Below are 25357 nucleotides of genomic sequence, written 5' to 3'. Positions count from 1 at the left end.
AACCCACAAGCTAGAAGTGTTGTCTAAGGGTCATTGCTTGAAATAACGTTAGACGGCGGTTTTACTCACCTCTAACCTCCAGGAACAGGAAATATAACTGCAATGACTTGAGAAGCGAAGAAAGCGAGCCCAACACCACAAATCACTAGACCAGCAGAACGCAGCTTGGCTGGAGATTGTAGCTCCGCTTCTCGCCTAAGAATGGTTGCCTTGCCAACCCGGAACGCAAGGAGTGACACAAAAAGTTGAACAACTGTAAAGCCTATGAGATATGCCAGTAAAGGGGTCATCTCCGCACCGAAAATGGACTCACCATAGGCATAACCATGGAATAAACCGGCAACTGCTGACAAACCTGCAATGACACCAGTATTGGGGCTATCCTTTATAACCAACAAAATACCGAATAACAAGATTGATCCAGAGACAAATAGCTCTACCCCCGGAAAATTGATGCCTGCTAGGTGCGCCCCTGTGCCAAGCATCGCTGTTAACACAAACGAAATCGGAATCAAGATTCCTTGCCGTTTGATTGCACCAAGCAAACCAATTGCCACAATAAACGCAAAATGGTCAAGTCCAATCAGGGGATGGGCTATACCAGATATGAAACCCTCGAAGAAGGTGGATGGCATTCTACCCCCCATTCCATGATGGGCAGAAGCAGGAGTTGCTGTCAGCAACAAAACACTTATCAAAACAGCCAATGCGCCTGCTTGTTGGGAAACCTTACTAAAACAGGAAAATCGAAAATCCTTAAACTTATCCATTCTCTGTACCTCGCAGATATAGAAATGAGTTAGATCATCGGCGGGCATCCTGACTCAGAGATTTTCATAATCTCATTACAGTTGCGGGACAGTGTTGGACTCACACCAAACTTTCCCCGTTACCTCTGGCGGCTGAACTCCGGCAGAACCGACTGAATAAACATATCACACCTGAGAAAAAACTTTTCTGGGTTCAAAACTAACTTAATGCTGAGTGTCTCATCAACAATCATCAGTAACGCCTCAACAAAGGACTCAAGCCGTCTAACGACCAAGCTCACCGGACGCAGATAAACTTTAAGACCAAACCGACATACTAAGGCGTTCCGGTGCAGCACCTGGTTGGGCCCGCACTGAGCTGCACCTTAGACACTTTAGCGGCGATTTCTGTCCGGCGAGTCGCGAGATTCAGCAGGTACGTAGGTCAACCTGATCACATCGTCGCCAATCCGGTCATGAGTCGTGAGTTGGAGCGGCGGTCGAGGTCCGGCGAAATATGGTTTACCGTGACCAAGCACGACGGGGTGCAGGTAGATTCGATACTCATCGATCAGGCCAAGTTCGGTGAGGCTGTGCGCCAAGTCCGGGCCAGCAACTTCGATCTCCCCGTCGCGCTCGGCCTTCAACGCGCGGATCGCGCCCTCAAGATCATGCTTAATAAGCATGGCGTTGGGGCCGACCGATTTCAACGAGCGCGAGACGACCCATTTCGGCTGGTTCCGCCACGCCACCGCAAAAGCATATTCCTCTGCATCCCATTCAGGGTGATCGTCGTCCCAGGAACGCATGACCTCATACATTTTGCGACCGTACACACTACCCGCCTGCCCTTGAGCCTCCTCAATGAAGTGGCGGAAGAGCGTGGGGTTTGGTGCAAACTCAATAAAGTCGACGTAGCCGTCCAGGGACTGGTTCATTCCGAACACGAGCTTGGCCATACCCACATCCCTTCTTTGCGCGCTGAACGTGTTCTTTGCGGTCTAACGGCAGTAAGTTTAGCCGCTGCCAAATAACTTGGACACACACAAACTATACTAGTTGCAGTCGGCTACAATACGTTTGTTCTACAGACGGCTCGATTCCTCCAAGCTCTTTCGCTGTCATTTAGAACATCTCTCGATTATCCTAACGAAACATCTTGAACCGCTGTCTGTGAAACTAGTATATCTACAGCAAAAAGCTAGATAACTAAGTCTGAGGTATATTTGTAATTCCTTTTGCCTGAAAATACCCCAAATTTAATCATTATTTAATATTTTACTAGATAATCATCTATATCAGTTGTTTATCAGTTTTTATGAGTATTAACGTCCCACCGCCAAAACTCTTAGTGCAGGCCAGTCATGCTCTGCGAATCAAACATTACTCCTATCAAACTGAGAAGTCCTATATCTACTGGATATGGGAGCCGAGTAGATCACAGCCTTTTTGGCTCACTTAGCGGTTGAGGGTAAAGCCTCCCCTTCTACTCAGAACTAAGCTTTAAGTGGATTATTGTTTATTAATTGAAATGTATTAAATCATAAATTAGAGTTTATATTTATTTACCTAGGAATTAAATACTAACCTACCTGAAACCATTACAGTTAGCAGTTTTTACTGTCTCAGTTTTGATAGAAATGACTCTATTTTGGGGATAACTCTAGATGACATTGGCTTAACATATTGGCCGCAAACTGCCCCATGTAGGCCTGGTTAAAGGGGAAACTTTGGTCGTAGGTTTGGGTTTGACCTAAATCCAGGCAATTTTGGAAATAGGCACTAGCCCCTAGCGGAAACTGTAGGGAGTTGAGGAACAGGCCAGCTAAATAATTCAAGGGTGGGTAGTGCGGATACCAGGCCAGGCCCCGCTGTCCAATCAAGCGGACTGTTTCCCAATCTTCTAGCTCTAATAGTTTGCGCCCGAGACGATATAAAGCTTCTGGCAACGCGGGAAAGTTGGTGATCGGGGCATTATCCAGGAGGTGGGGCAGAATGCGTTCAAAAAGTTCTTCCTGGCAGGCCTGGGCCGCAGCAGGTTGATCCGTAGCTTCATAGAGATCGCTGAGGGCAAAGAGGAGGGTTAAACTCAGGCCAGTGGAGGCCCGAATTGCTTCCAGGATGGGGATATTCCGCGACTTAATTTTGCTCATCATCATATCGGGGCCATAGCCATAATGATCAATCACCAGGCCAGGTAAATGGTCAACCTGGGGAATTTCCGGTCGGAGGGAGACCAGTTGCTCATGGAACGGCTCGGCATAGCGCAAATAAGGCTGATTCCGAAACAGGCGGATAATTCGGAAGGGGGAAAACTGGCTTTGGGTAGCGACTTCTTGACGGGTGAGAGTATAGACTTCAATTTTCGGGTGGGCCTGGAGTCTAGCTCTAAAATCAGGAGTTTCCACCCGTAAGACTTCATCGGCATCGAGGACTAATATCCAAATTCCGTTGGCCTGGTCGAGAGAATAATTCCGGGCGGCTGAAAAATCATTACACCAAGCAAACTCAAACACCTTGGCCCCAAACTCCACCGCAACCTTCAGGGTGTCATCCGTGGAGCCAGTATCCACAATAATCAATTCATCGGCATAGGGCTGCACACTCGCCAAACAGCGTCCCAACTGATGCGCTTCGTTTTTGACAATCATGCAGAGGGATAACAGGGGAGATTTCATAGTTGTGGAAGATTAGTCGGGTAAAGTGTTCGGGCGACAGTAGATAAAGAATCTGACAATGACAGGATTATGGCAGGATTGAATCAGCCGCAGAACCGTATCGGGCATTAATCTTAGTTTTGCCGTGATCATTTATAGCCAATGACTCGTGATTCCGAACCGCCAAAATACGCAGTTGGAGAGCAAGCCCAGCTTTTTTCCCGCCAACAACTCCGAGAAGCTGCCGCAACCTACACTGTTCAACCAGGCCTGGGCCTTTTCCCATCCCAACTCTTGGCCTGGCAGCAAAAAATTTATGACTATCAACAATCCGAAGCAACCCAATCTCCCAGCGCGCAATTGTCATTATTTGCCCTCGAACCAGCCAACCTTGAGCAACCGGAAAACCAAACCAATCTTCCAACTAGAGAATCAACAACGGATCAACCCCTCACTCAAATCCTCAATCCCTTTACCCTCCCGCAACAAAACACGGAATTTTGGCGATGGCAAGCTAATACCTCAGGTCAGCCGGCCCTTTACTTTGTGATTGATTACCAGTGGCCCATTTTGCTCTATGTCGGGGAAACCCTAGATGATCAAAGTCGCTGGCGGGGGGAACATGGTTGTAAACGCTACCTCCAAAACTATGTCACCGCTTTAAGGACGGTTAATCTACAGGTATCCGTGGGGATTGGCTTTTGGCCTGGGGCGGCGGCTGACCGAAAACTGCGCCAACAACAGGAACGAGAGCTAATTTTCCATTGGCGTTCCCCTTTCAACAAAGAAAACTGGCAGTATTGGCAAACTCCCTTTGTGGAGAGTTGAGATGACGAACAAAAAACCAGGCCACTATTTTGGAGCAACCTGGTTTAGTGTTTGAGATAGTCAGTCGAGTTAACGAGAGTGGGGCTTAGACGGCCACCGCTTTCTTGGCCACTTGCTTCAGATCACCTTTGGCATATTTGGCAGCGTACTCTTCCAAGCTGACCTGTTTGATCTTGCTGGCATGGCCGGCGGCCCAGAATTGCTGATAGCGGTCGGCACAGACTTTTTCCATGTACTTGATGGAGGGCTTTAGGAAGTGGCGAGGATCAAACTCTTTCGGATTACCGGCCAAGGCTTCCCGCACCGCCGCCGTGATCGCCAACCGGTTGTCAGTGTCAATATTGACTTTCCGCACGCCGCTCTTGATCCCTTTTTGGATTTCTTCCACGGGCACGCCATAGGTTTCGGGAATAGCCCCGCCAAACTCGTTGATCAAGGCAATCAAATCTTCCGGTACAGAGGAAGACCCGTGCATAACCAAGTGGGTGTTGGGTAAGCGGCTGTGGATTTCTTCAATCCGGCTGATGGCCAAAATTTCCCCGGTCGGTTTGCGGGTGAATTTATAAGCTCCGTGGCTGGTTCCAATGGCAACGGCCAAGGCATCAACCTGGGTGCGCTCAACAAAATCCACGGCTTCATCAGGATCGGTTAAGAGCATTGAGTGGTCGAGTTCCCCTTCAAAACCGTGGCCATCTTCCGCTTCCCCTTTACCCGTTTCCAAGGAGCCTAAGCAACCCAGTTCACCCTCCACCGATGCGCCGATGGCATGGGCCACTTTCACCACTTCACTGGTGACAGCGACATTATATTCATAGCTGGCTGGGGTTTTGGCATCGGCTTCTAAGGAACCATCCATCATCACACTGGTAAAACCATTTTTAATGGCGGAATAGCAGGTGGCCGGTTCGTTGCCATGATCCTGGTGCATCACAATGGGGATATGGGGATAGGTTTCCACAGCCGCTAAGATTAAGTGACGCAAGAAATTTTCACCGGCATATTTCCGGGCCCCCCGAGAGGCTTGTAAAATCACTGGGCTATCAGTGGCGTTGGCAGCCTGCATAATGGCCTGGATTTGTTCCATATTATTGACGTTAAATGCGGGGATGCCATATCCATTCTCAGCCGCATGATCCAAAAGCAGCCGCATGGGGACGAGTGCCATAAATTCCTCCTAAGGGTAATTTCCTGGTGTAAACAACCTTAAATCTTATGGTCAATCTTAGGATACTTTGCCAACTGATGTTAGGGCCTGGGCCCTGAGAGGCTGGAAAAACCTAATTTGCCCATAATCAGCACCATTCCTAAGGTAAACAATTTAGTTGATTCCGGTTCAGTGGCATAATCAAGATTAACGCTGGGGCGAGAGGCATTGCTGTGTTATCGAAAGGATTTGAGGTTGAAATCTATACCGGCAGGCCCAATGGCAAGATTGTTGGCTTATCAGATCAAATTGTCCAGGCCCTAGATGGCTTTGTCCGTGAACCCGATAGCCGCAATGTGGAATACACCACTCCCCCTGTTTATCTTTATGACCAAGCCCTCTGTGATTTATTGCGGCCGAGAATGCGCTTACGGCGATATTTACGGGGCCTGGGGGACTATACCTTAATTCCGGGGAGTACCCTGTCTTTAGGGGAGAGCCAAACATTCTATCGCTCAGATCCCCAAAATCCCTACCACGACTATATTGAGCAGACCTATCACACCAAAGTTGTTACGGCTAGCATTCACATCAATGTTGGAATTTCCGATTTAGAAACCTTGATCCGGGCCTGTCGGTTAATCCGGGTTGAAGCCCCCCTCTTTTTAGCCTTAAGTGCTGCCTCCCCCTTTTTAGATGGTGAAGTCACGGGCTACCACTCCACCCGTTGGGCTGTATTTCCGAAAACCCCGGCCATCGTTCCTTTGTTTACTTCTCATCAACACTTTATTGCCTGGACAAAGGAACAACTTGCCTTAGGCACTATGCAAAATGTCCGCCATCTCTGGAGTGCCGTCCGGCCCAATGGTGATCGTCGTCCCTACGATTTAAATCGCTTAGAACTGCGCATTTGTGATTTGGTCACTGATCCGATTTCGCTGTTAGCCATTACCGCTCTATTGGAAGCTCGGTTACTCCAAGTGATCGAAAATCCTGAGCTTGATCCTCTGATTCAAAGTGATTTAGCTCGCTCTGGCCTGGATTTAGCAGCGTTGGCCGATGAGAATGAAATAGCGGTGGCCCAGGCCAGTTTGGGAGCACCCTTAAGACATTGGCAAGATGGCCGGGAAATTTCAGCCTCGGATTGGATTGGGGAGCTTTATGACCAGGTGTATCCCACAGCCAAACAGCAGGGGTTTAGTTGCTTCCTCAATCCAGTTAAGAAAATTCTCCGAGAGGGTAACCAGGCCCAGAAATGGTTGCAATCCTATGCTCAAGGGCAATCTGTCACCAGTATTATCCAAGAGGCAATTGTGCAACTCCAGGCCGAGGAAGTGGATTTAGAAGATAAACTCTGTCAACCCTTGCCTGATTTAATTCCTGTTTAGTTACTGTCACCTATGCCCCGTGTGGTTTTAATTTACCCGGAAATTCCCCCCAATACTGGCAATATTGCGAGATCCTGCGCGGCAACGGGCACGGAATTACATTTGATTGAACCGTTGGGCTTTCGGATTACGGATCGGGATTTGAAACGGGCGGGGATTGATTATTGGCCCTATGTGGATGTTACCTGTCACCGTTGTTGGGAGGAGTTTCATCAGATGGCCCAGGCCAGGGGAGGTCGTTATGTCGGGTTTATGGCCCGGGGCAAAACAAATTATTGGGATGTCAAGTATCAAGAGACCGATTGGCTGTTATTTGGCAGTGAAAGTAGTGGCATTCCCGCGGAAATCGCCGCCGTTTGTGATCAGTCCGCCTTTATTCCCATGCCCCAGGCCAAGGTACGGAGTTTAAATTTATCGGTGAGTGCCGCCTTAGGATTATTTGAGGCCTATCGTCAGTTAACGTTTAGCAAAGATCAGTAAATCATTTTCAGATTTTTTTAATCGCATTCAAATTCAATCGGAGCATCAAAAATCTCATCAACTGAAAATGGACAGACTTCTGGGAGTTCTGATAATTTTAGGGGAGTTTCTCGATCAACTAAATCTAGGGCATTCAAATACCCTTCAGCCATCGCTTCTGGCCAATAGGATTTCAGGCTCGGGTTTTTACTAATCAATCGGTTAATTTGCCGCCGTTGTTCTCGAATCGTAGCCTGCCAACTTTTACTGCGAAATTGGGGTTGATAGTGCCATTTTAATAGATGTCCTAAGAGAATTCCCAAGCGATTTTCGAGTTCCTGTTGTTGCTGTTTGCCCAATGCTGCAATCTCCTCGGCCAAGTTCTCAAAATCGAGTTGTTCCATATTATGGGTGCGTAAATATTCTGCTTGGGTTTCAGTCCAGGCCTGGAAATCGAGTTCGTAAAGAGAAAGAGGAATGGGGGTTTGAGTATTCATTTTGATAACGCAAGTGTGAGCTATATCTTGAATCGTGCTGTAAAATTATTCCTGATTTCTTGAGCAGCAATATAATTAGAAATAGATTTCATAATCCTACAATCTGTCCCCATTCTACCCAAAGATTTAAGGTATCTCGATGCACACCCAACATTTCACTGCGATTATTTACAAGGAAGAAGATGTGTATATTGCTGAGTGTCCGGAGGTTGGAACAGTTGATCAAGGTACAACGATAGAAGAAGCGATTACCGGCTTGAAAGAAGCAACTCGACTGTATTTAGAAGAATTCCCTTTGCCCGAAAAATCCCCTAGGTTCGTGACCAGTATTGAAATTAGTTATGCCTAAGCTCCCACGAATCTCAAGTAGAGAGGTAATCAGAGCATTAGAGCGTTTGGGATTTCAACGGATCCGTCAAACAGGGAGTCATGTTGTGATGAAAAAGAGGCTAGAGGAAGGAGAGTTAGGTTGTGTGGTGCCAGTCCATCAAGAGTTAAAAGTCGGAACTTTAAGGGGAATTCTCAAACAGGCACAGGTCACAGTTGAGGAGTTGATTGAAAATTTATAAAAGAGTTGTGCATTTGAGCCTCCTAAAGCGAGTTTGGTTGTCAGGATTAGGGCAGGGAGTTACTTTATTTTTCCTTGGTTTAATCACCGGTCTATCCTTGCCGCCGTGGGGAGTTTGGGGTCTGGCCTGGGTCGGTTTGGCTCCGGTGTGGTTCATTGCAACTGTTAAGACTGAATATCAAGATATCGGGGCGAGATTTCGGCAGGGATTTTTTGCAGCGGGCTGTTGGGGCTTGGGGTTCTATGGCTGGGGCCTGGCCTGGATTACCGGGTTGCATCCGTTGATGTGGATGGGTTTATCTCCGGTGCAGAGTCTGGCTGTGGCATTAGGGGCTTGGGTTGCGGTCACAGGTTGGGGTGTAGTGCTGGTCGGGGCCTGGGGGGGCGTGTTGGCGATCATGACTCCTTGGCGAAAAGCCTGGGCCTGGGAATTGCTGCTGGGGATCGCGCTTTGGTGTTTGCTGGAAGGAATTTGGACTCGCTCGCCCTTGTGGTGGACATCCTATGCTTTAACTCAAAGTCCGGGAAATCTGGCTATTTTGCACTGGGGGCAGGTATCAGGCCCTAATACGATTTGTGCCTTGTTACTGCTGGTGAATGGGATGATTGCTGGGGCCTGGAAGCAATTATGGAACCACCCCAAACCTCTCAAACTCTGGCTATTACCAATTCTAGGGTGGGGAATTGCCCAAGGGATCGGCTGGATTTGGCTGCAAACTCCCCTCACCCCAGATAACCAGGCCCCGCTGACTATCGGGATTCTTCAAGGCAACATTCCCACCCGGATTAAACTGACTCCCCAAGGCATTAACCAGGCCCTATCACGCTACACCCAAGGCTATCAGGCACTCGTCCAACAAGGAGCCGAGGCAGTTTTAACCCCCGAAGCAGCCATCCCGTTAGTCTGGCCGAACCCGAAATTAACAGAATTAACCCAAGTGGTTGGGACTGAAAATGTGCCATTGTGGCTGGGAATTTTTATGCCAGTTACTAATCGCAATAATGCCCTAACGCAAAGTTTAATCACGCTGACGGGTAACACCGCCCCCTATAGTCAATTCAACAAAATTAAACTGGTGCCCCTGGGAGAATATATTCCCGAATTTTTGCAAGGTGTTGTCTCCCGACTTTCCACAGCCACGTCTGAATTGATTCCCGGCCGCTTGGATCAACAGTTTGCAACGCCCCTTGGCCCAGGGATTATTGGGATTTGTTTTGATTCAGCTTTCTCCTATGTGTTTCGGGATCAAGCCCATTTGGGCGGAGCGTGGATCATGACGGTGGCCAATAACGACCCCTACGATGCCACCATGATGCGCCAACACCAGGCCCAGGACATTTTACGGGCAATTGAAACGGATCGCTATGCCCTGCGAGCTACCAATACCGGACTCTCAGGTGTCACAGACCCCCACGGAAACACCCTCTGGTTATCAGCCTATCGCCAAGAAGATCGTTACTTAGCCCACATTTATCGGCGGCAAACCCAAACCCTCTATGTCCGGTATGGCGACTGGTTAACCCCAATGTTGCTGCTTTGCCTGGGGGGAATGGGGTTGCTGCAACGGTCTCAAAGCCCTGGTTCACGCCCATAGGGGCCAACTCGGAACAAATCAGTCGGCATCCCGTTCTGGTATAAACTGATTTGTCAATTGCGAATCCTAATTTAGTCCCGCTTCCAAATCACCCTCTGGGAATGATCCTATGCTCCTCCTTGGCCGTCTTTGGTTTCGTCACATTGTCCCCACGGGTTTCCTGGGCATCGTCACTTGGTTAGTGGTCATAGCCCCAGGCCTGGCCTTGGAATTACGGGTCGCCGTGCAGCAAAACCTCTCTCAGGTGAAGGTTGCCAGTTCCACCCCAGCTAATATTCTCGACAGTAACCGCCGCCAAATTGCCAATCTGCAAGTCCTACAGGGAACGGCCATCGCCACAGGTAGCAGTGTTAGTTTGGGGCGGATGTCGGGGGCGCGTTTGTGGATTGAACCGACCCAAGGGGGCCAGGTACAGGTGGGAGAACGATGGTATCGGGGGCGTTTAGAGTTAATTGGCACGGGCAATGGCCTGGTGGCCGTCAATCATATTGAGGTAGAGGAGTATCTCCCCAGTGTCGTGGGCAAGGAAATGTATCCCAGTTGGCCCTTAGAATCTCTCAAAGCCCAGGCCGTCGCCGCGCGTACCTTTGCCCTATTTCGCCGGAATCGGGAACTTAGACGGGGAACAAGTCTATTTGACCTAGGAGATTCTGTCTTATTCCAGGCCTACCCAGGCGTAGCAACAGAGACAGCGAGTACCATTGCCGCCGTCCAAGCAACCCAGGGCCAAGTCCTCACCTACAACGGACAACTGATTGAAGCAGTCTTTCACTCGGCATCAGGGGGACATACTGAAAACTCGGAGCAGGTCTGGTCTGGTGCAGTTCCCTACCTCCGCGGTGTGCCTGACTTTGACCAAGGGGCCCCTGTGTACCAATGGACGATTCAACTCACCGCGGCTCAACTACGCCAACGAGTTCCGGGAGTGGGTAATATTCTCGCCATTCAGCCCACCCAAATCAGCCCACAGGGACGCATCAGACAAGTGCAAGTTATTGGCGATGCCGGGACACGAACAATGACTGGGGCCCAGGTGCGCTCTGCCTTAGGTTTGCGTTCAACTCTCTTCACCATTCAACCGGAACTCCCCCTTGTGGCCAGTCAAATTAATCCCCGCATCCCACCCATTAGCTTTCTCATTTCTGGACGGGGTAATGGTCATGGCCTGGGGCTGAGTCAGTGGGGAGCCTTGGGGATGGCCAATCAGGGTTATACCTATGACCAAATTCTCACCTACTATTACCAAGGAGTGACCATCAGCCAGATGCGGAATTAATCTTAGCCCAACCCCTCAAATGGGAATAGAACCTAGGCTCAGGGTTTCAAGGCGTGTTGTTTTAGGTCTTCTAAGGCCACATAGTTTAGAGCCGCAATATGGGTTGATTCCAAAATGACGGGCGGGGCCACACCCATTTCTAAGGCTTCTTGCCAACGGCTGGCACATAAACACCAGCGATCTCCTGGTTTCAGGCCTGGAAAATTGAATTGGGGGGCAGGAGTTGTTAAGTCATTCCCTTGGGCCTGGGTGTAATTCAAAAAGGCCGGTGTCACTTGGGCGCACACCACATGAACACCCCGGTCATCTGGGCCCGTCTCACAGCAACCCGTACGATAAAACCCCGTCATAGGATTGGTGCAGCAGGTTTGGAGGGGAGTTCCTAGGACATTTTTCGGGTGCTGATTGAGTTCATCAGGGTTCAAAATGGGGCCTCCAGAGTTAGGAAATTTATGGGTATGGCTAATTCCCCAGTTTAATCGCCTCAGTCCTGACAGATTTGAATGATTGACTGTAATCACAAGACCTTGATCGCAAGACCTTAGTTGAGTACATCCAGGAGAGCTTGTCCCATTTCTTGGCACCCTAAAAGCGTCATTCCCGGCCCCATTAAATCCCTAGTGCGTTTGCCTTGATCCAAAACCGTGAAGACAGCCTGTTCAATGGCCTGGGCCGGGCCGGGTTGATGCAAACCATAACGGAGCATCATCGCCGCACTCAGTACCATGGCCAAAGGATTCGCCTTATTTTGACCCGCAATATCTGGAGCCGAGCCATGAACCGGTTCAAACACCCCAGGCCCCGCAGACCCTAAACTGGCTGAAGGTAGCATCCCAATACTGCCTGTTAACATCGCCGCTGCATCCGACAAAATATCCCCAAATAGATTCCCCGTCACAATCGTGTCAAATTGCTTGGGGGCGCGCACCAACTGCATCGCCGCATTATCCACATAGAGATGACTAAGTTCCACATCAGGGTAGTCTTGGGCGAGTCCATTGATCCGATCCCGCCAGAGTTGAGACACTTCTAAGACATTGGCTTTGTCCACTGAACAGAGTTTCTTGCCCCGCTGTCGGGCGGTCTCAAAGGCAACTCGCCCAATCCGATCAATTTCTGATTCGGTATAGGCCATCGTGTTCACACCCCGTTTTTCCCCAGATGCCGTGCTAAAAATCCCCTTGGGCTGGCCAAAGTAAATTCCTCCCGTCAGTTCTCGCACCACCATAATATCCACACCAGAGACAATTTCTGGCTTCAGGGAAGAAGCATCAATCAGTTGGGGCAAAATCTGGGCAGGCCGTAAATTGGCGAACAATCCCAACCCAGCCCGCAGTCCCAACAAACCCGTCTCTGGGCGTAAATGTCGGGGTAAATTGTCCCATTTATAGCCCCCAATGGCCGCCAATAACACGGCATCACTCTGCCGACAGGTTACCAATGTCTCTGGGGGTAAGGGGTCTCCGGTCGCATCAATGGCCGCTCCCCCCATCAAGGCAGAGGTAAAGTCGAATGTTAAGCCAAACTGCGGGGCTACAGCCTTGAGAACAGCAACAGCAACGGCCATAATTTCCGGGCCAATGCCATCACCAGCCAAGAGAGTAATGCGATAGGAGGTCATAGGAATCAGGGTTTCCAGCAGAAAAAACGGTCAAAGGGAGTTATTTACTGGCCGCAACGGTGGCAGCTTCTTCAGGGGGCTTGGTGACACCCAAACGAATTTCTGAGCAGAAGGTAGCCATACTAAAGCCACCAAATCGCTTCAGAATACTGGTACGCAGGCGCAAATTAGGACTAGCAAACCAAAGCCGTTCTTCGGAGTACATGGTTTCATATTCCGTAATCAGGGTCAGGGAACCATCATCCCCCATCACATATCGGCCCGCCACGGGTGTTTTTTCCGCATAACCGACTTCCCGTAAAAGCTGACCCGTGAGAGAATCCGGGGCATCGGGAACCGTGACTAAAACCGTAGAGCCTTGATGCTTTTCCTCATCCCAGGCCATGGTGCCATCCCAACTGACCCGCGCCCCACAACTGGCCAAACTGGGATCAATTTCATACTGCTGACAGAGGGCAATAACCGCTGCATCTGTGACCGGAACTAACTCAATCGTTAACTGAGACTGGCCCGACTCGGTTTGTTTGAAGGCCAGGTGATGACTTGTCCGTTGTGAAAACCAGCGGCCGGAACTCTGTCCAAAAAATTCTTGAATATCCATGTATCTAATTGATGAATGTTTATTTATTTTAGGCTGATTTCTTGGCTCAATTCCCCTGTTGCCCCCTAGGCCTGGTTGTCAATGTTAGCCCCCAGTAAGCGGGAAATAAAAATTTCTAAGGAGCGAATGAGGAAAATGCCGCGGGCTGGGTGGGCTTTGTTAGCCATAGGACGGACTAAAATTGTAAACATCCCTAAGCGATTGCCGGCCAAAACATCGGTAAAGACCCGATCGCCAACCATCGCCACTTGGGCATTGGGTAAGTTCATGGCTTGTAGGGCCTGGCGGAGTTTCCGGCGAGAGGGCTTGGCGGCTCCCATCAAAAACGGAACTCCCAACGTTTCCGCAATCCGGCGAATCCGACTGTGATTGAGATTATTACTCACCAGCCAGAGGGACACCTGCCCTTTAATGTCCGCTAACCAGGCCAGAACTTCCGGGGGAACTTCTTCCTCCCACGTGGGCACAAGGGTATCATCCACATCCAGAATCAACCCCTTAAGATCATGCTCTAACAGCAAAGATGGGGTTAGCAATAGGACATTTTCCCCGAGGACAAGATTGGGCTGAAGTAGAGACGCAAGTTCCAACGGGGCCATCACTAAATCCTGAATCTGATCAATCGAATGACCAAGTCATACTGAAAAACGATAGTTAATCTGATTCCAAAACCACGGTCGCTTACCAATCCTCTTCCTCGTCACCCACCCAGTCAACCAGGTGCTTTTCCAAATGCTCTTCAATTAAGGGTTGAATGTGTTGAAAATCTTGGGGGGAGAGAACTTCGGGTTTATGACCAGGCCGGAGACGGGCCACTAAAAGCATTGGGCTGAGGGGCATATAGATGGCATATTCGCGATCCTGATGAAAGAACTTGGAACCCAGAGGCTGATATTCTTCCTCCTGTTCGCTGCCTTCATCTTCTTCAAAGGTGACAATTTCCACCTCATCGGCCAGGGGCACTTCCCCTTCCACGGTTAGGAAATGGGCCGTCCGTTTCAACAGCAAGTTTTGTTCGGCCAAAATTGCCCGGGCAATATCAAAAACGGGATCAATATCCTCTTCTTCCAGGGGCATTAGGGTTTCTTCATCATCGCTATCAGCTAAGACCACAAAGATTTCCACCGGAAAATCAATCGGCTGTAACAGCGCATATTCTTGATCACTAAATTTCAGACTAAATTCAATAAAACAATCGAGTGCGCGCCCAAACTCATCGAGCAGGGTCACTTGCTCACGCTCTTGCTCAGGATCTGTGGGTGACCACTCTGAGTTATTGTTTTGCCCGGTGTTGTTTCGACCCATGATGATTGTTTAATTATCCCTTATGGCTACGAAGCATAACACTTGGCTGTCACCCCTGAACGTTGCTGATCAAGCCATTGTTGGAGAATGATCGCCGCCGCTTGACTATCAACGGTCGGTTGGGAGGTGGATCGTTGCCGCTGGGAATGTCGCCCATAGCCCCGCTGCCGTAACATTTCTTCGGCCTGGTAAGAGGTGAGCCGCTCATCCACAAAGACAACCGGGAGATTCAGGACTTGCCCCAACCGTTCTCCCCAACGCTGGACATGGCGGGCCTGGGTGCCAATTTCACCATTCATCATCAAAGGCAACCCAACCACTAGCTGCTTAACCTCCCGTTGCTGACAAATGTACCCAATGGCCTGGGCATCTTCGGCAAAGGAGCGATGAATCAGGGTTTTCAGGCCAAAGGCAATTAGACCCAATTGATCGCAGGCTGCTAAGCCAATCCGTTTCCGGCCAAAGTCGAGGCCCAGGGCCGAAATCATCAATTATGCTTCCAAAGGATAAACGCTAATCCGTTTGCGACTTTTACCAAACCGTTCAAAGGTGACAACTCCCTCAATGGTGGCAAACAAAGTATCATCACTCCCCCGACCCACATTGGTTCCAGGGTGCACTTTTGTTCCCCGTTGCCGGATGAGAATATTCCCAGCTTTGACCACTTGTCCACCGAAGCGTTTGACCCCCAAGCGTTGGGCATTGGAGTCACGACCGTTACGGGTACTGCCGGTGCCTTTCTTATGTGCCATTGGTTGATTCTCCCTAAATTTTGTGAGCAGATTAACTAAATAAAACCCTAGTGGATGATTTTCCGAACCGAGAGCAAGATTAGGCGGTGACAACTTCAGCGGGGGTTTCCCCAACCATTGAGCGACCGTCAACCAAAATATCTGTCACCATAATCCGGGTTAGCTCTTGACGATGGCCTTGTTTTTTGCGGGTCTTTTTCTTGGGCTTCATTTTGTAAATCACGATTTTGGGGCCCCGCAGATGTTGCATGACCTCGGCCTGAACTGTAGCCCCAGTTACCAGCGGTTGGCCAACCAGAACCTCTGTTCCAGTTTGTACCAAGAGGACTTGATCCAGGGTTAAGGTTGTTTCCGGGTCAGCCGCAAGTCGATTCACATCATAAAATCGGCCGGGTTCGACGCGCAGTTGTTGGCCGCTGGTGGCAATAATGGCATAGGTCATCGCAAAAACTCCATACGCTGCCGTAGAGGTGGGCTTGGACTAGCATCCTTCCCTTTTAACCTGGTTCGAGCAGTCTAAAATAATCTGACAATTTTCAATCATAGTTAATTTAAGGGGATGCCGTCAATCTTTGGGTTAAGGGGTGATGGCCCAATTCTAGGTAAAGGTGCGAATTTATCCTTAACTTAACGACTTAAGGACAGTCTAAAAACCTTTGTACCTCTGAGGCTGTGGGTTGGGGAGTAGTTGCCCCGGCCCCTTGGGTCACCATTGCCCCGACTGCACTGGCAAATTGGAGGGATTGAGTCAGGAATGTTGGATTGGTGAGGGCATTGTGCAGATCCTGGACTGGACAGAGACAATGGAGGAGTCCGGCCACAAAGCCATCCCCTGCCCCAGTCGTATCTACAACCTGAACTCCAAAAGCTGGTAGTTCTCCTGAAATTGTCCCGGTTGAAAATTGACAGCCCCGTTCCCCATCCGTAATCACCACCAGGCCAGTGTTGCCTTGCACCTGATTTTTAATCGCCTCTGGGTCTGTGGTCTGAAATAGCCAATCTGCTTCCTCCGCAGCGAGTTTAATCACCTGGGCCTGGGATAATAGTGGGCGAATGGTGGATTTGGCCAGTTCCGGATCAGTCCAGAAAATCGGCCGCCAGTTGATGTCAATTAAGACTTTGATCTGATTGTTTTGGGCCAATTCCAAGGCTTGGGTTAAGGCCCGACTCGTCATCGGTGCAGCAAAGCCGAGTGTTCCCATCACTAAAAATCGCGCCGATTCAATCAGTGAGGTGGGTAACTGGGAGGCCTGGAGTTGTTCATCGGCAAAACAAGGGCAATCTACGGGCGCAAAACCAATAAATTCCCGGTCGCCATTGGCCTGGTGTCGGACAACAACTTGACGGGTGGGGGCCTGGTTGACCCGTTGAAGACCAGCCAGATTAACCCCCAGGTCCTCTAATTGTTCAACCAGCCGATCTCCAATGGCATCCTGCCCCACTGCCCCAATAAACCCCGCCGGAGTTCCCAACTTGACTAGGCCAGCCGCAACATTGGCCGGCGCACCCCCTAAATAACAATGCCGTTGGTGGTCTTTGGTAATGCAGTCTTCTAAAACTTCCCCCAAACAAAGCACAGGGGGCAGGCTCGGGACAGCAGCAGCAGAATGCATAATAGAAGCAGTAAAACAACTATGTTGGTTGCATTATTCCACGGGATTGCCCTATGCCCCAAAATCAGACCGCCTACTCCTCGGACGATTTACAAGGAATTTTGAAAATAGCCCTCTCGCGCCAACAAAATCAGGGGGAATTTTCTTGGGATGATCTGGTGGAAATTGCCGGGGAATTGGGCCTAACTCCGGGTGACTTAATCATTGCGGAACAGGAATGGCAAGCGAACCAGACCATCCAGGCCAAGCAGGCAGAATTTGATCTACTCCGGCAACGGCAATTGGGGCAACGGGTCGGGCGTTATCTTCTGATTGGCAGTGCTTGTGTGGGCTTAAATACGCTCACGGGTTGGGGAACACCTTGGTCGCTCTATGTCCTGTTGGGTTTAAGTCTGCGCCTCAGTCTCCAGGCCTGGGCCGTCTATCAGCCGAAAGGAGAAGCCTATGAACAAGCCTTTCAAAAGTGGTATCGGCGGCATCAATTCCGGGGTTGGCTGAGTCGGTGGACAAGTCGGTTACTCCAAAGCACATTGCCCCAATAAGTTCCGCAACTCAAGCATCTTGGGCTGGACAGACTGGCAGGGCCTTAAACTGGGGGTTGAAATGGGCATCAAATGCTCCTTGTCCCTGGAGTAAATACCAGACTCCTTCAATGATGCTGGCAACCCTGGCAATGCCCCAGGCCGGCAACAGCACCCCTAGGAGTAAATAGAGACACCCCCAAAGATATTGACGCAGATAAAATTTATGCAGGCCAGGCAGTAACAATCCAGCAACGGCTAAGAAAATCGCCACAGCCCGATTTTTGTAGATGAATTTGGGCCTGGTCTGATCTGACAGTGGCATCAAAAATTTCCCTAAATGTCCGATCATTTGCTTTACATATCCTTACCCAGCTTAGGCATAACTTGTGCAAGATACTGTGACCTAGGCTACGAGCATCGTCCGAGGTTTATAGCATATCGCTGAGATTGTCAGGGCATACGGTTAAGGAACGGTTAGCCCCCACCCGGTCTGGAAACAATCGGGCATAATAAACACAAGTTAAATAGGTATAAATCTCCATGACTGCTGCCCAAGAATTACCACCGCAAAACCTAAAACCGGCCTGGAAAACGATTTTTTTCATGGCGTTGGTACATTTGGGGGCCTTGTGCGCCTTAATTCCTGGCACCTTTAGCTGGTCAGGCCTGGCTGTGGGCGGAGTCTTATTTTGGATGACTGGGGGCCTGGGGATTACCTTGGGCTGGCATCGGCTATTGACCCATCGCAGTTTTCAGCTTCCCAAATTTCTCGAATATTTCTTTGCCTTTTGTGGAGCCTTGGCCTGTGAGGGTGGCGTGATTGAATGGGTAGGACTGCATCGAAACCACCATCTCCATTCAGATCATGATCAAGATCAACATAATTCTCGGCGGGGCTTTTGGTGGAGTCACATGGGCTGGATGCTCTCCGAAATTCCGGCAAAATCAGAAATTGACCGCCTCACCAAAGATATTAACCAAGACCCGTTCTATCGTTTTTTAGATGATCATTTTATTTGGATTCAAGTTGCCTTTGGCCTGGTTTTATTTGCGATTGGAGGCTGGTCTTGGGTGATTTGGGGAATTTTTGTCCGGTTAGTGGCGGTTTACCATGTGACTTGGTTTGTGAACAGTGCCACCCATCAATTTGGCTATCGCACCTTTGAAAGTGATGACTATTCTACGAATTGCTGGTGGGTGGCTCTTTTAGCGTTTGGCGAGGGCTGGCACAATAACCATCACACCTACCCCCATTCAGCCCGGCATGGGTTGCAATGGTGGGAATTTGACTTGACATGGGAAACGATTCGCCTCTTACAGATTTTAGGATTTGCGAAAAAAGTTCGCTTAGTTACAGCCTCGGGTGAACAGCGGGATGAATCAGTGTAGCTGACAAGCCTTTTAAGTCCTTCCCTAAATCTTGGGTATCCTAGAGACAATTCCCGACCATTGCACCTGTTTGACACTTTCCCGCCGATAGGAGAAGAACCACTGGCTATCCTGGAATGTGCAGTAAGGAGCAACAGACATTTGGTCGGGAGTAATTCCCAGATGCTCAAGTTGGAGGGTGTTCACTTGCCGAACATCCAGTCGGACTCTTCCAGGTGTCGCATCCTCACTGATCGGAGAATTTTCCAAATTTTGCAGACATTCTAACCTCTCTTCTAAGGTTAGTCCTTGCTTGAATGGAATTAAGCTTTTGCCAACCGTCACGGCCACATCTAAACCCACTTGATAATTCTGGCCAGAAATAGCGGGCCCGAGAGCAATCCGTAAATTTTGAGTCTGACTACCCGCTGCTTGGAGTTGTTGCACCGTTAAGGGAGTAATGCCCAACGCTGTGCCTCGCCATCCAGCATGAATAGCAGCGACTTGTCCAGTTTTTACATCGGCAATGAGCAGGGGAACACAATCGGCACTACACACCCAAACGGCCTGATCTGGCTTAGAAGAGACTAAGGCATCTCCGGGTAATTGGACTTCGTAATCTAGGGTTGTAATGCCGTTGTCAAAAATATCAGTGGTGGAGTGAATGAGGTTGCCATGCACTTGCTTGACTCGGAAGGGTTGGGCCAGGGCCTGGAGATGGGCGGTTAAGTCAACCAGAGACTGTTTAGCAAATTGGCGCGTAAAAAATCCGTGGGGAAATTCGCGCAACAAATCACAGGTCAGATAGCCACCGAACTGAGTAGATTGCCAGGCCCAGCCTTGTTCCGTGCTCATGGCCAACCTACATCATCCCCATACCACCCATTCCGCCCATGCCTCCCATACCCATTCCGCCCATTCCACCACCACCAGGAGGCATTGCAGATTTGGGTTCTGGTTTTTCGACAACAAGCGCTTCAGTGGTTAACACCAGGCCAGCCACCGATCCAGCATTTTGCAGCCCAGAGCGAACAACTTTGGCCGGATCAATAATCCCCGCGGCGATCAAGTCTTCGTAAGCTCCCGTGGCCGCATTAAACCCGGTGTTAAAGTCAGCCGCTCTGACATTCTCAACCACCACAGCCCCTTCTTGTCCAGCATTATCAGCAATTTGAGCTAAGGGAGATTCTAGGGCTTTCATCACAATTTTGGCTCCGGTTTGTTCTTCCGGGGAAAGTCCAGCCAGGATCTGGGTGATTTTGCCAGCCAAGTGTAAAAGCGTTGTCCCACCACCGGGAACAATTCCTTCTGCAACCGCAGCTTTGGTGGCATTGAGGGCATCTTCAATTCGGAGCTTGCGATCCTTGAGTTCGGTTTCAGTCGCGGCTCCCACTTTGATCACGGCTACACCACCGGCCAGTTTGGCAATCCGTTCCTGGAGTTTTTCCTTGTCATATTCGGAATCGCTGGCTTCCAGTTGTTTGCGGATTTGGGCCACCCGTTCTTTGACGGCGGCTTCTGTCCCCCCACTGCTGAGGATTGTCGTGGTGTCTTTCGTAACCGTTACCTTGCTGGCCTGGCCAAGCATTCCCACATCCACTTGATCCAAGGTGAGACCAATTTCTTCGGAAATCACTTGTCCGCCCGTGAGAACAGCAATATCCTGCAACATGGCCTTGCGGCGATCCCCAAAGGCGGGGGCTTTAATAGCAATAGTGTTCAGGACTCCCCGGAGTTTGTTAACCACCAAGGTAGCTAGGGCCTCGCCTTCAATGTCTTCCGCCAAAATCACTAACGGACGGCCAGAACGAGCTACCCCTTCCAGGGCGGGAATTAAGTCTTGGATGCTGCTGATTTTTTTGTCCACAATCAGTAAGAAGGCATCATTAAATTCAGCGATCATCCGCTCGGCATCGGTGACAAAGTAGGGGGAAATATAGCCGCGGTCAAACTGCATCCCTTCGACAACTTCCAATTCGGTGCTGAGGGATTTGGACTCTTCAACGGTAATCACCCCATCTTTGCCAACCTTATTCATGGCCTGGGCAATCATCGCCCCCACTTCCGGGTCATTACCGGCGGAAACACTGGCCACCTGGGCAATCATATCCCCAGTCACAGGTTTAGCAACTGCTTCAATCCCCGTTACTACTGCAGCAATGGCTTTATCAATACCCCGGCGTAAGGCCACAGGGTTAGCTCCGGCCGCCACATTTTTCAGGCCTTCTTGGATCAGGGCCTGGGCTAAAACCGTCGCGGTTGTCGTCCCATCGCCAACTACATCATTGGTTTTGGAAGCGACTTCCCGCATTAACTGCGCGCCCGTGTTTTCGAGGGGATCTTCAAGTTCAATTTCTTTGGCAATGGTGACACCGTCATTGATGATTTGGGGCGCGCCATAGCTTTTTTCAATCACAACATTTCTGCCTTTGGGGCCAAGGGTAATCCGGACGGCATCGGCCAGGGCATTAATCCCTTTTTCGAGCGAGCGGCGGGATTCTTCGTGGAAAATGACGATTTTACTCATGGAGTCGTAATTCCTCTGGTGGGCCCGTGAATCGGTGAGCGCAAAAACTTGTTAGACGAGCCATTTAACAGGACTGATTTTAGCACTCTCACTTGGTCAGTGCTGATGTGAGGGCCTGGAGGGATCACCGAACTTGAGGCTACATTCTGGATACCCGGCCCGGCGGGTTATGGACAGGAGCAAAAATTCTCCGCGGAAGATGAGATGACTACGCTGGTTTTCCAGGCCTGGCGATGAGGGCGGGCAACTTTTTTAGAGCAGCATTGGATAATTTGCTTTAGGTGGCCAGGGCCTGGTTTTGCAAGTCCAGCAATTCCTTGATGCCAATTTCAGCTAAATCCAACATCTGATTGAGTTGATGACGGCTAAAGCTACCGGATTCGGCAGTGCCTTGAACTTCTAATAATTCGAGATTTTCAGTCATGACCACGTTAAAATCCACCATTGCGGCTAGGTCTTCGGCATAATTGAGATCCAAACAGGATTGATTTTCCACCAGGCCCACGGATACGGCCGCCACTTGATGCTTAATGGGTAAATGGGGCAACTCTCCTTGATTGACCAATCGTGTTAAGGCATCCACCAAGGCCACATACCCGCCCGTAATTGCCGTGGTTCTGGTTCCCGCATCGGCCTGTAACACATCGGCATCCACTAAGATGGTTCGCTCCCCCAGGCCTGGTAAATCTAAGGCAGCCCGCAGACTTCGCCCAATCAAGCGTTGAATTTCCTGAGTCCGTCCCGATAGCTTATAGAGTTCCCGGTCTTGGCGTTGGGGAGTAGCTCCGGGTAACATCCGATATTCCGCCGTTAACCAACCCTGCCCCGATCCTTCTAAAAACTTGGGCACACCCGGCCGAACTGAAACCGTACATAACACCCGCGTTTGCCCACAACTCGCTAAGACCGAACCAGGCGTGAATTGGGTGAAGTGGCGTTGAAAACTAACCGGCCGCAGTTGTTGCCAGTCTCGTCCATCAGGTCGTTGCCAGGTCATAGGGGTTGAGTCATGCCTTACGCGCCGCGCAGTTGTCCTTACCCAGAATAATTCATTCTGCCCCCCTTGACGGTTCTGTATATCTAGTGTTCACTAAGGACAAACTCAAAGGTTCTACACTATATTTGTGGCTGACTCCCCCCAGATCATGCTTTAGTTAACGGATCGGTGGTGTCTCCCAGGCCTGGTTGAGCGCGCTTGATTAACCCTTTTTTTGCAGCTTGTCTCCTATGGTTTCCCAACTTGTTGAACTACGCCCCCGCTCAGATGCACCCGTCCAGGCCAAGGGTCAGCCTCCTTATTGTGTCGAAGGGTTAATTCAAATCTTCACCGCCCACCATCGCAGCTTTTTTACAACCGTCATGGCCCAAGCCCTCACCATCGCTGGCCAAGGAACTCCGGTTTTAGTGGTGCAATTTCTCAAAGGTGGCATTAACTTAGGGGTGGCGCGACCTATGACCCTGGGACAGCATCTGGATTGGGTGCGCTGTAATGTCCAACGGTGTTTACATCAGAATGATCTTAGCGAGAGTGAAGTCAAGGCCTTAGCCGAATTATGGGAGTTTACCCAGCAGGCCATTCGCCATAGTCAGTACAGCCTCGTGGTTTTAGATGAGTTAAGTTTGGCCGTACATTTGGGCTTGATTCCCGAAGCAGCCGTGATCAATCTTCTCGAAAATCGTCCGCGCCAACTTGACATTATTCTTACCGGCCCCGCTGTCTCCCCCCGTCTGTTGGAATTAGCCGATCAAGTCACAGAACTACGCCGCACCTATCGCACCTGAGTGCTGATCCAGTTTTCCTAGGAAAATCGCGGCCCAGGCCTGGGATCACCTCTCTCTAAGCTAGGATGGGAAGGAAGAGTCTGGTTTACTGGACTTTATTGCTTTTTCGGTGTTGGAGGAGTGGGTCTAGCCCGCTTTTTTTATGGCCATGAATCTGAGCCGCCAGCCTCGATAGGATTACCCGTGTAAGGCCGCAGATGACCAGATCAACAGGTGCTTTTCAATGCTGACTTTCAAGCTTACCGCTGGTTCAGAACTATCTGTGTCATGCCATCGGTCAAGATTACTCATTCGCCCCCCCTTGTTTTGATTGATGTCCCTGCGTTTATGTCTCACCCCTTAATTCCCATTGTTCATGATCTTGCTAAATCTGTGGCGAGCCAACTGGGCCTGGAAGCGGTCGCTGTTTACTTCTACACCCATCACTCTCCCCCAACCCTGCGTGTGGATATTCGCCACCCTGAGCGGGATATTACCCTGGAAGACTGCGCCCAAATGAGCCATTGCTTAGAAGAGGTTTTGGATGCGAGTGATCGGGTGACAACCGCCTATGTTCTGGAAATTTCTAGCCCCGGCCTGTCTAATGATTTAACCACTGATCGAGATTTCAAGTCGTTTCGGGGGTTTGCGGTTCAGGTCACAGCCCATTCCCCAGACCATGGTCAGCAGGCCTGGCAGGGAACCTTGATTGGGCGAGATGAGGTGGCGGTTTACCTGAATCAAAAAGGACGCAAAATTACGATTCCTCGTGATCAGGTGTCTCTGGTGCAGTTACAAGAGGGGCCGAGCTAGCCTCTCTGAGATTGAATTCAAGTTGTTATGGAGTTGTTGTTATGAGTACCTATCGGTTGCCTGGCTTGCGGGAAATGCTCAATCAAATTAGTCGGGAGCGGAATTTACCCAAAGCCTCCGTCCAAGAAGCCCTGGAAGAGGCCTTACTCAAAGGTTATGAACGGTTTCGCCGCAGTCAGCGTCTAGACCAAAGCCACTTTGATGAAGAGTATTTTAGTAATTTCCTCGTCGAACTGGATCCCGATGATGAAGGCTTTCGGGTTCTTTCCACCAAAACCATTGTCGAAAAAGTGGATAATCCCGATCACCAAATTGCCCTGACCGATGTTCTGGAAGTGGTGGAAGATGCGGAACTTGGCGATAACGTGGTTCTGGATGTCACCCCCGATCAACAGGAATTTGGGCGGATGGCGGCGATTCAAACCAAGCAAGTCCTTTCCCAAAAATTACGGGATCAACAACGCCGCCTAGTTCAAGAAGAATTTCAAGATTTAGAAGGGACAGTCTTATTGGCTCGGGCTTTACGATTTGAACGGCGATCGGTGATTATGGCGGTGCGTAGTGATGCCCTCCAGCCGGAAGTTGAAGCTGAACTGCCCAAACGGGAACAACTCCCCAATGACAACTATCGGGCCAATGCCACCTTTAAGGTCTATCTGAAGCGGGTTAAGGATGGGCCGCAGCGGGGGCCACAAATGGAAGTTTCCCGAGCCGATGCTGGCCTGGTGGTCTATCTGTTTGCCAATGAAGTGCCGGAAATTGAAGATGAAATTGTCCGTATCGTTGCCATTGCCCGTGAAGCCAACCCCCCGAATCCGAAAATTGGCCCCCGGACAAAAATTGCCGTTGATACCTTGGAGCGGGATGTGGATCCAGTTGGAGCTTGTATTGGGGCTAGGGGGGCCCGCATCCAGGCCGTGGTCAATGAACTGCGGGGCGAAAAAATTGATGTGATCCGCTGGTCTCCCGATCCTGGTACCTATATTGCCAACTCCCTCAGCCCGGCCAAAGTTGAGGAAGTCCGCTTAATCAACCCCACCCAACGGATTGCCCATGTCCTGGTTGCGCCGGATGTGATTAGTTTGGCCATTGGTCGGGAAGGACAAAATGTGCGTTTGGCCACCAGGCTAACGGGCTGGAAAATCGAAGTCCGGGATGCGACCACCTATGATTACGAGAGTGAAGATCGCAAAGCCGAGTCGGCCTGGGAATCTGAGGAGCGAGAAGAAGCCCTGGATTTAGACGCGGCGGTCGAGGTGAACAGTGAAGCCGCAACCGATTTGCTGCTCCGAGAGGAAGCTGACGAATAGT

Annotated in this window: 30 protein-coding genes and 1 riboswitch; of the genes, 12 read left to right on the top strand and 18 right to left on the bottom strand. The window is 50.1% G+C overall.

All coding sequences use genetic code 11. The features are described 5' to 3' along the window. Positions 1–71: 71 nt before the first annotated feature. The 3 genes from RIF25_RS02735 to RIF25_RS02725 all read right to left on the bottom strand — a co-directional run bounded on the left by RIF25_RS02735 (position 72) and on the right by RIF25_RS02725 (position 3427). Entirely contained in the window at positions 72–770 is a 699-nt protein-coding gene (locus RIF25_RS02735; RefSeq protein WP_322877027.1) for a HupE/UreJ family protein, read from the bottom strand. 22 nt (positions 771–792) lie between these two features. Next, positions 793–938, bottom strand: a riboswitch (cobalamin riboswitch). Positions 939–1144: 206 nt separating this feature from the next. Beyond that, the gene (locus RIF25_RS02730; protein ID WP_322877026.1) at positions 1145–1708 is read right to left on the bottom strand and encodes a dihydrofolate reductase family protein; all 564 of its coding nucleotides are present in this window, start codon (positions 1706–1708) and stop codon (positions 1145–1147) included. A gap of 687 nt (positions 1709–2395) precedes the next feature. Continuing rightward, positions 2396–3427: a glycosyltransferase family 2 protein gene (locus RIF25_RS02725; protein ID WP_322877025.1), complete on the bottom strand. Its 1032-nt coding sequence runs from the start codon at positions 3425–3427 to the stop codon at positions 2396–2398. 141 nt (positions 3428–3568) lie between these two features. On the opposite strand from RIF25_RS02725, the gene RIF25_RS02720 reads away from it, so the two are divergent. Further along, positions 3569–4234, top strand: a complete 666-nt coding sequence (locus tag RIF25_RS02720; protein ID WP_322877024.1) for a GIY-YIG nuclease family protein — start codon at positions 3569–3571, stop codon at positions 4232–4234. Positions 4235–4319: 85 nt separating this feature from the next. On the opposite strand, the gene fba is transcribed toward RIF25_RS02720, so the two are convergent. After that, positions 4320–5399 carry a class II fructose-bisphosphate aldolase gene (fba, locus tag RIF25_RS02715; RefSeq protein WP_322877023.1) on the bottom strand — a complete coding sequence of 360 codons (1080 nt, stop codon included), beginning with the start codon at positions 5397–5399 and terminating at the stop codon, positions 4320–4322. Between the two features lie 212 nt (positions 5400–5611). Here fba and gshA point away from each other — a divergent pair, with 212 nt between their 5' ends. Further along, a complete protein-coding gene (gshA, locus tag RIF25_RS02710; protein ID WP_322877022.1) occupies positions 5612–6766 on the top strand; it encodes a glutamate--cysteine ligase in 1155 nt (384 codons plus the stop codon). A gap of 12 nt (positions 6767–6778) precedes the next feature. After that, the gene (locus RIF25_RS02705) at positions 6779–7246 is read left to right on the top strand and encodes a tRNA (cytidine(34)-2'-O)-methyltransferase (protein WP_322877021.1); all 468 of its coding nucleotides are present in this window, start codon (positions 6779–6781) and stop codon (positions 7244–7246) included. Between the two features lie 17 nt (positions 7247–7263). Here the strand turns inward: RIF25_RS02705 and RIF25_RS02700 are convergent, their stop codons facing one another. Further along, complete coding sequence (locus RIF25_RS02700) at positions 7264–7722, bottom strand: DUF29 domain-containing protein (protein WP_322877020.1); 459 nt, start codon at positions 7720–7722, stop codon at positions 7264–7266. Positions 7723–7861: 139 nt separating this feature from the next. On the opposite strand from RIF25_RS02700, the gene RIF25_RS02695 reads away from it, so the two are divergent. From RIF25_RS02695 to RIF25_RS02680, 4 genes are all read left to right on the top strand, one after another. Beyond that, complete coding sequence (locus tag RIF25_RS02695; protein ID WP_322877019.1) at positions 7862–8071, top strand: type II toxin-antitoxin system HicB family antitoxin; 210 nt, start codon at positions 7862–7864, stop codon at positions 8069–8071. After that, positions 8064–8291: a type II toxin-antitoxin system HicA family toxin gene (locus tag RIF25_RS02690; protein ID WP_322877374.1), complete on the top strand. Its 228-nt coding sequence runs from the start codon at positions 8064–8066 to the stop codon at positions 8289–8291. The genes RIF25_RS02695 and RIF25_RS02690 overlap by 8 nt, the downstream gene beginning before the upstream one ends. A 13-nt stretch (positions 8292–8304) precedes the next feature. Then, positions 8305–9885: an apolipoprotein N-acyltransferase gene (gene lnt / locus RIF25_RS02685; RefSeq protein ID WP_322877018.1), complete on the top strand. Its 1581-nt coding sequence runs from the start codon at positions 8305–8307 to the stop codon at positions 9883–9885. A gap of 109 nt (positions 9886–9994) precedes the next feature. Further along, a complete protein-coding gene (locus tag RIF25_RS02680; protein WP_322877017.1) occupies positions 9995–11161 on the top strand; it encodes a SpoIID/LytB domain-containing protein in 1167 nt (388 codons plus the stop codon). 38 nt (positions 11162–11199) lie between these two features. On the opposite strand, the gene RIF25_RS02675 is transcribed toward RIF25_RS02680, so the two are convergent. The 9 genes from RIF25_RS02675 to RIF25_RS02635 all read right to left on the bottom strand — a co-directional run bounded on the left by RIF25_RS02675 (position 11200) and on the right by RIF25_RS02635 (position 17053). Continuing rightward, on the bottom strand, positions 11200–11586 hold the full coding sequence (locus RIF25_RS02675; protein WP_322877016.1) for a DUF2237 family protein: 387 nt from the start codon (positions 11584–11586) through the stop codon (positions 11200–11202). A 116-nt stretch (positions 11587–11702) separates the two neighbouring features. Continuing rightward, on the bottom strand, positions 11703–12782 hold the full coding sequence (leuB, locus tag RIF25_RS02670) for a 3-isopropylmalate dehydrogenase (protein WP_322877015.1): 1080 nt from the start codon (positions 12780–12782) through the stop codon (positions 11703–11705). Positions 12783–12822: 40 nt separating this feature from the next. Then, entirely contained in the window at positions 12823–13383 is a 561-nt protein-coding gene (locus RIF25_RS02665) for a phycobiliprotein lyase (RefSeq protein WP_322877014.1), read from the bottom strand. A 65-nt stretch (positions 13384–13448) separates the two neighbouring features. Continuing rightward, the gene (locus tag RIF25_RS02660) at positions 13449–13982 is read right to left on the bottom strand and encodes a YqeG family HAD IIIA-type phosphatase (protein WP_322877013.1); all 534 of its coding nucleotides are present in this window, start codon (positions 13980–13982) and stop codon (positions 13449–13451) included. Positions 13983–14064: 82 nt separating this feature from the next. Further along, positions 14065–14688 carry a DUF3727 domain-containing protein gene (locus RIF25_RS02655; protein WP_322877012.1) on the bottom strand — a complete coding sequence of 208 codons (624 nt, stop codon included), beginning with the start codon at positions 14686–14688 and terminating at the stop codon, positions 14065–14067. A 26-nt stretch (positions 14689–14714) separates the two neighbouring features. Continuing rightward, positions 14715–15176, bottom strand: coding sequence for a Holliday junction resolvase RuvX (ruvX, locus tag RIF25_RS02650; protein ID WP_322877011.1), 462 nt, complete (start codon positions 15174–15176; stop codon positions 14715–14717). A 3-nt stretch (positions 15177–15179) separates the two neighbouring features. Then, a complete protein-coding gene (gene rpmA, locus RIF25_RS02645; RefSeq protein ID WP_322877010.1) occupies positions 15180–15440 on the bottom strand; it encodes a 50S ribosomal protein L27 in 261 nt (86 codons plus the stop codon). A 79-nt stretch (positions 15441–15519) separates the two neighbouring features. Next, positions 15520–15882, bottom strand: a complete 363-nt coding sequence (gene rplU, locus RIF25_RS02640) for a 50S ribosomal protein L21 (RefSeq protein ID WP_322877009.1) — start codon at positions 15880–15882, stop codon at positions 15520–15522. A 193-nt stretch (positions 15883–16075) separates the two neighbouring features. Next, the gene (locus RIF25_RS02635; RefSeq protein WP_322877008.1) at positions 16076–17053 is read right to left on the bottom strand and encodes a carbohydrate kinase family protein; all 978 of its coding nucleotides are present in this window, start codon (positions 17051–17053) and stop codon (positions 16076–16078) included. Positions 17054–17106: 53 nt separating this feature from the next. Here RIF25_RS02635 and RIF25_RS02630 point away from each other — a divergent pair, with 53 nt between their 5' ends. After that, a complete protein-coding gene (locus tag RIF25_RS02630; RefSeq protein ID WP_322877007.1) occupies positions 17107–17595 on the top strand; it encodes a 2TM domain-containing protein in 489 nt (162 codons plus the stop codon). A 10-nt stretch (positions 17596–17605) separates the two neighbouring features. On the opposite strand, the gene RIF25_RS02625 is transcribed toward RIF25_RS02630, so the two are convergent. Continuing rightward, on the bottom strand, positions 17606–17899 hold the full coding sequence (locus RIF25_RS02625) for a TM2 domain-containing protein (protein WP_322877006.1): 294 nt from the start codon (positions 17897–17899) through the stop codon (positions 17606–17608). A gap of 218 nt (positions 17900–18117) precedes the next feature. Here RIF25_RS02625 and RIF25_RS02620 point away from each other — a divergent pair, with 218 nt between their 5' ends. Continuing rightward, on the top strand, positions 18118–18966 hold the full coding sequence (locus RIF25_RS02620) for an acyl-CoA desaturase (RefSeq protein ID WP_322877005.1): 849 nt from the start codon (positions 18118–18120) through the stop codon (positions 18964–18966). 24 nt (positions 18967–18990) lie between these two features. Here RIF25_RS02620 and pgeF read toward each other — a convergent pair whose 3' ends face one another. From pgeF to rph, 3 genes are all read right to left on the bottom strand, one after another. After that, positions 18991–19800, bottom strand: a complete 810-nt coding sequence (pgeF, locus tag RIF25_RS02615) for a peptidoglycan editing factor PgeF (protein ID WP_322877004.1) — start codon at positions 19798–19800, stop codon at positions 18991–18993. A 7-nt stretch (positions 19801–19807) separates the two neighbouring features. Next, positions 19808–21472: a chaperonin GroEL gene (gene groL / locus RIF25_RS02610; RefSeq protein WP_322877003.1), complete on the bottom strand. Its 1665-nt coding sequence runs from the start codon at positions 21470–21472 to the stop codon at positions 19808–19810. A gap of 277 nt (positions 21473–21749) precedes the next feature. Further along, the gene (gene rph, locus RIF25_RS02605; RefSeq protein ID WP_322877002.1) at positions 21750–22469 is read right to left on the bottom strand and encodes a ribonuclease PH; all 720 of its coding nucleotides are present in this window, start codon (positions 22467–22469) and stop codon (positions 21750–21752) included. Positions 22470–22699: 230 nt separating this feature from the next. On the opposite strand from rph, the gene RIF25_RS02600 reads away from it, so the two are divergent. The 3 genes from RIF25_RS02600 (at position 22700) to nusA (ending at position 25356) form a co-directional block, all read left to right on the top strand. Next, a complete protein-coding gene (locus RIF25_RS02600) occupies positions 22700–23254 on the top strand; it encodes a P-loop NTPase family protein (protein ID WP_322877001.1) in 555 nt (184 codons plus the stop codon). Positions 23255–23581: 327 nt separating this feature from the next. Continuing rightward, on the top strand, positions 23582–24046 hold the full coding sequence (gene rimP, locus RIF25_RS02595; protein ID WP_322877000.1) for a ribosome maturation factor RimP: 465 nt from the start codon (positions 23582–23584) through the stop codon (positions 24044–24046). Between the two features lie 41 nt (positions 24047–24087). Continuing rightward, a complete protein-coding gene (gene nusA / locus RIF25_RS02590) occupies positions 24088–25356 on the top strand; it encodes a transcription termination factor NusA (protein WP_322876999.1) in 1269 nt (422 codons plus the stop codon). Position 25357 lies beyond the last annotated feature (1 nt).

Origin of the sequence: Pseudocalidococcus azoricus BACA0444 (genome assembly GCF_031729055.1) — a bacterium.
GTDB classification, from domain to species: Bacteria; Cyanobacteriota; Cyanobacteriia; order Thermosynechococcales; family Thermosynechococcaceae; genus Pseudocalidococcus; species Pseudocalidococcus azoricus.
This window is presented reverse-complemented; position numbering and strand designations above follow the sequence as displayed.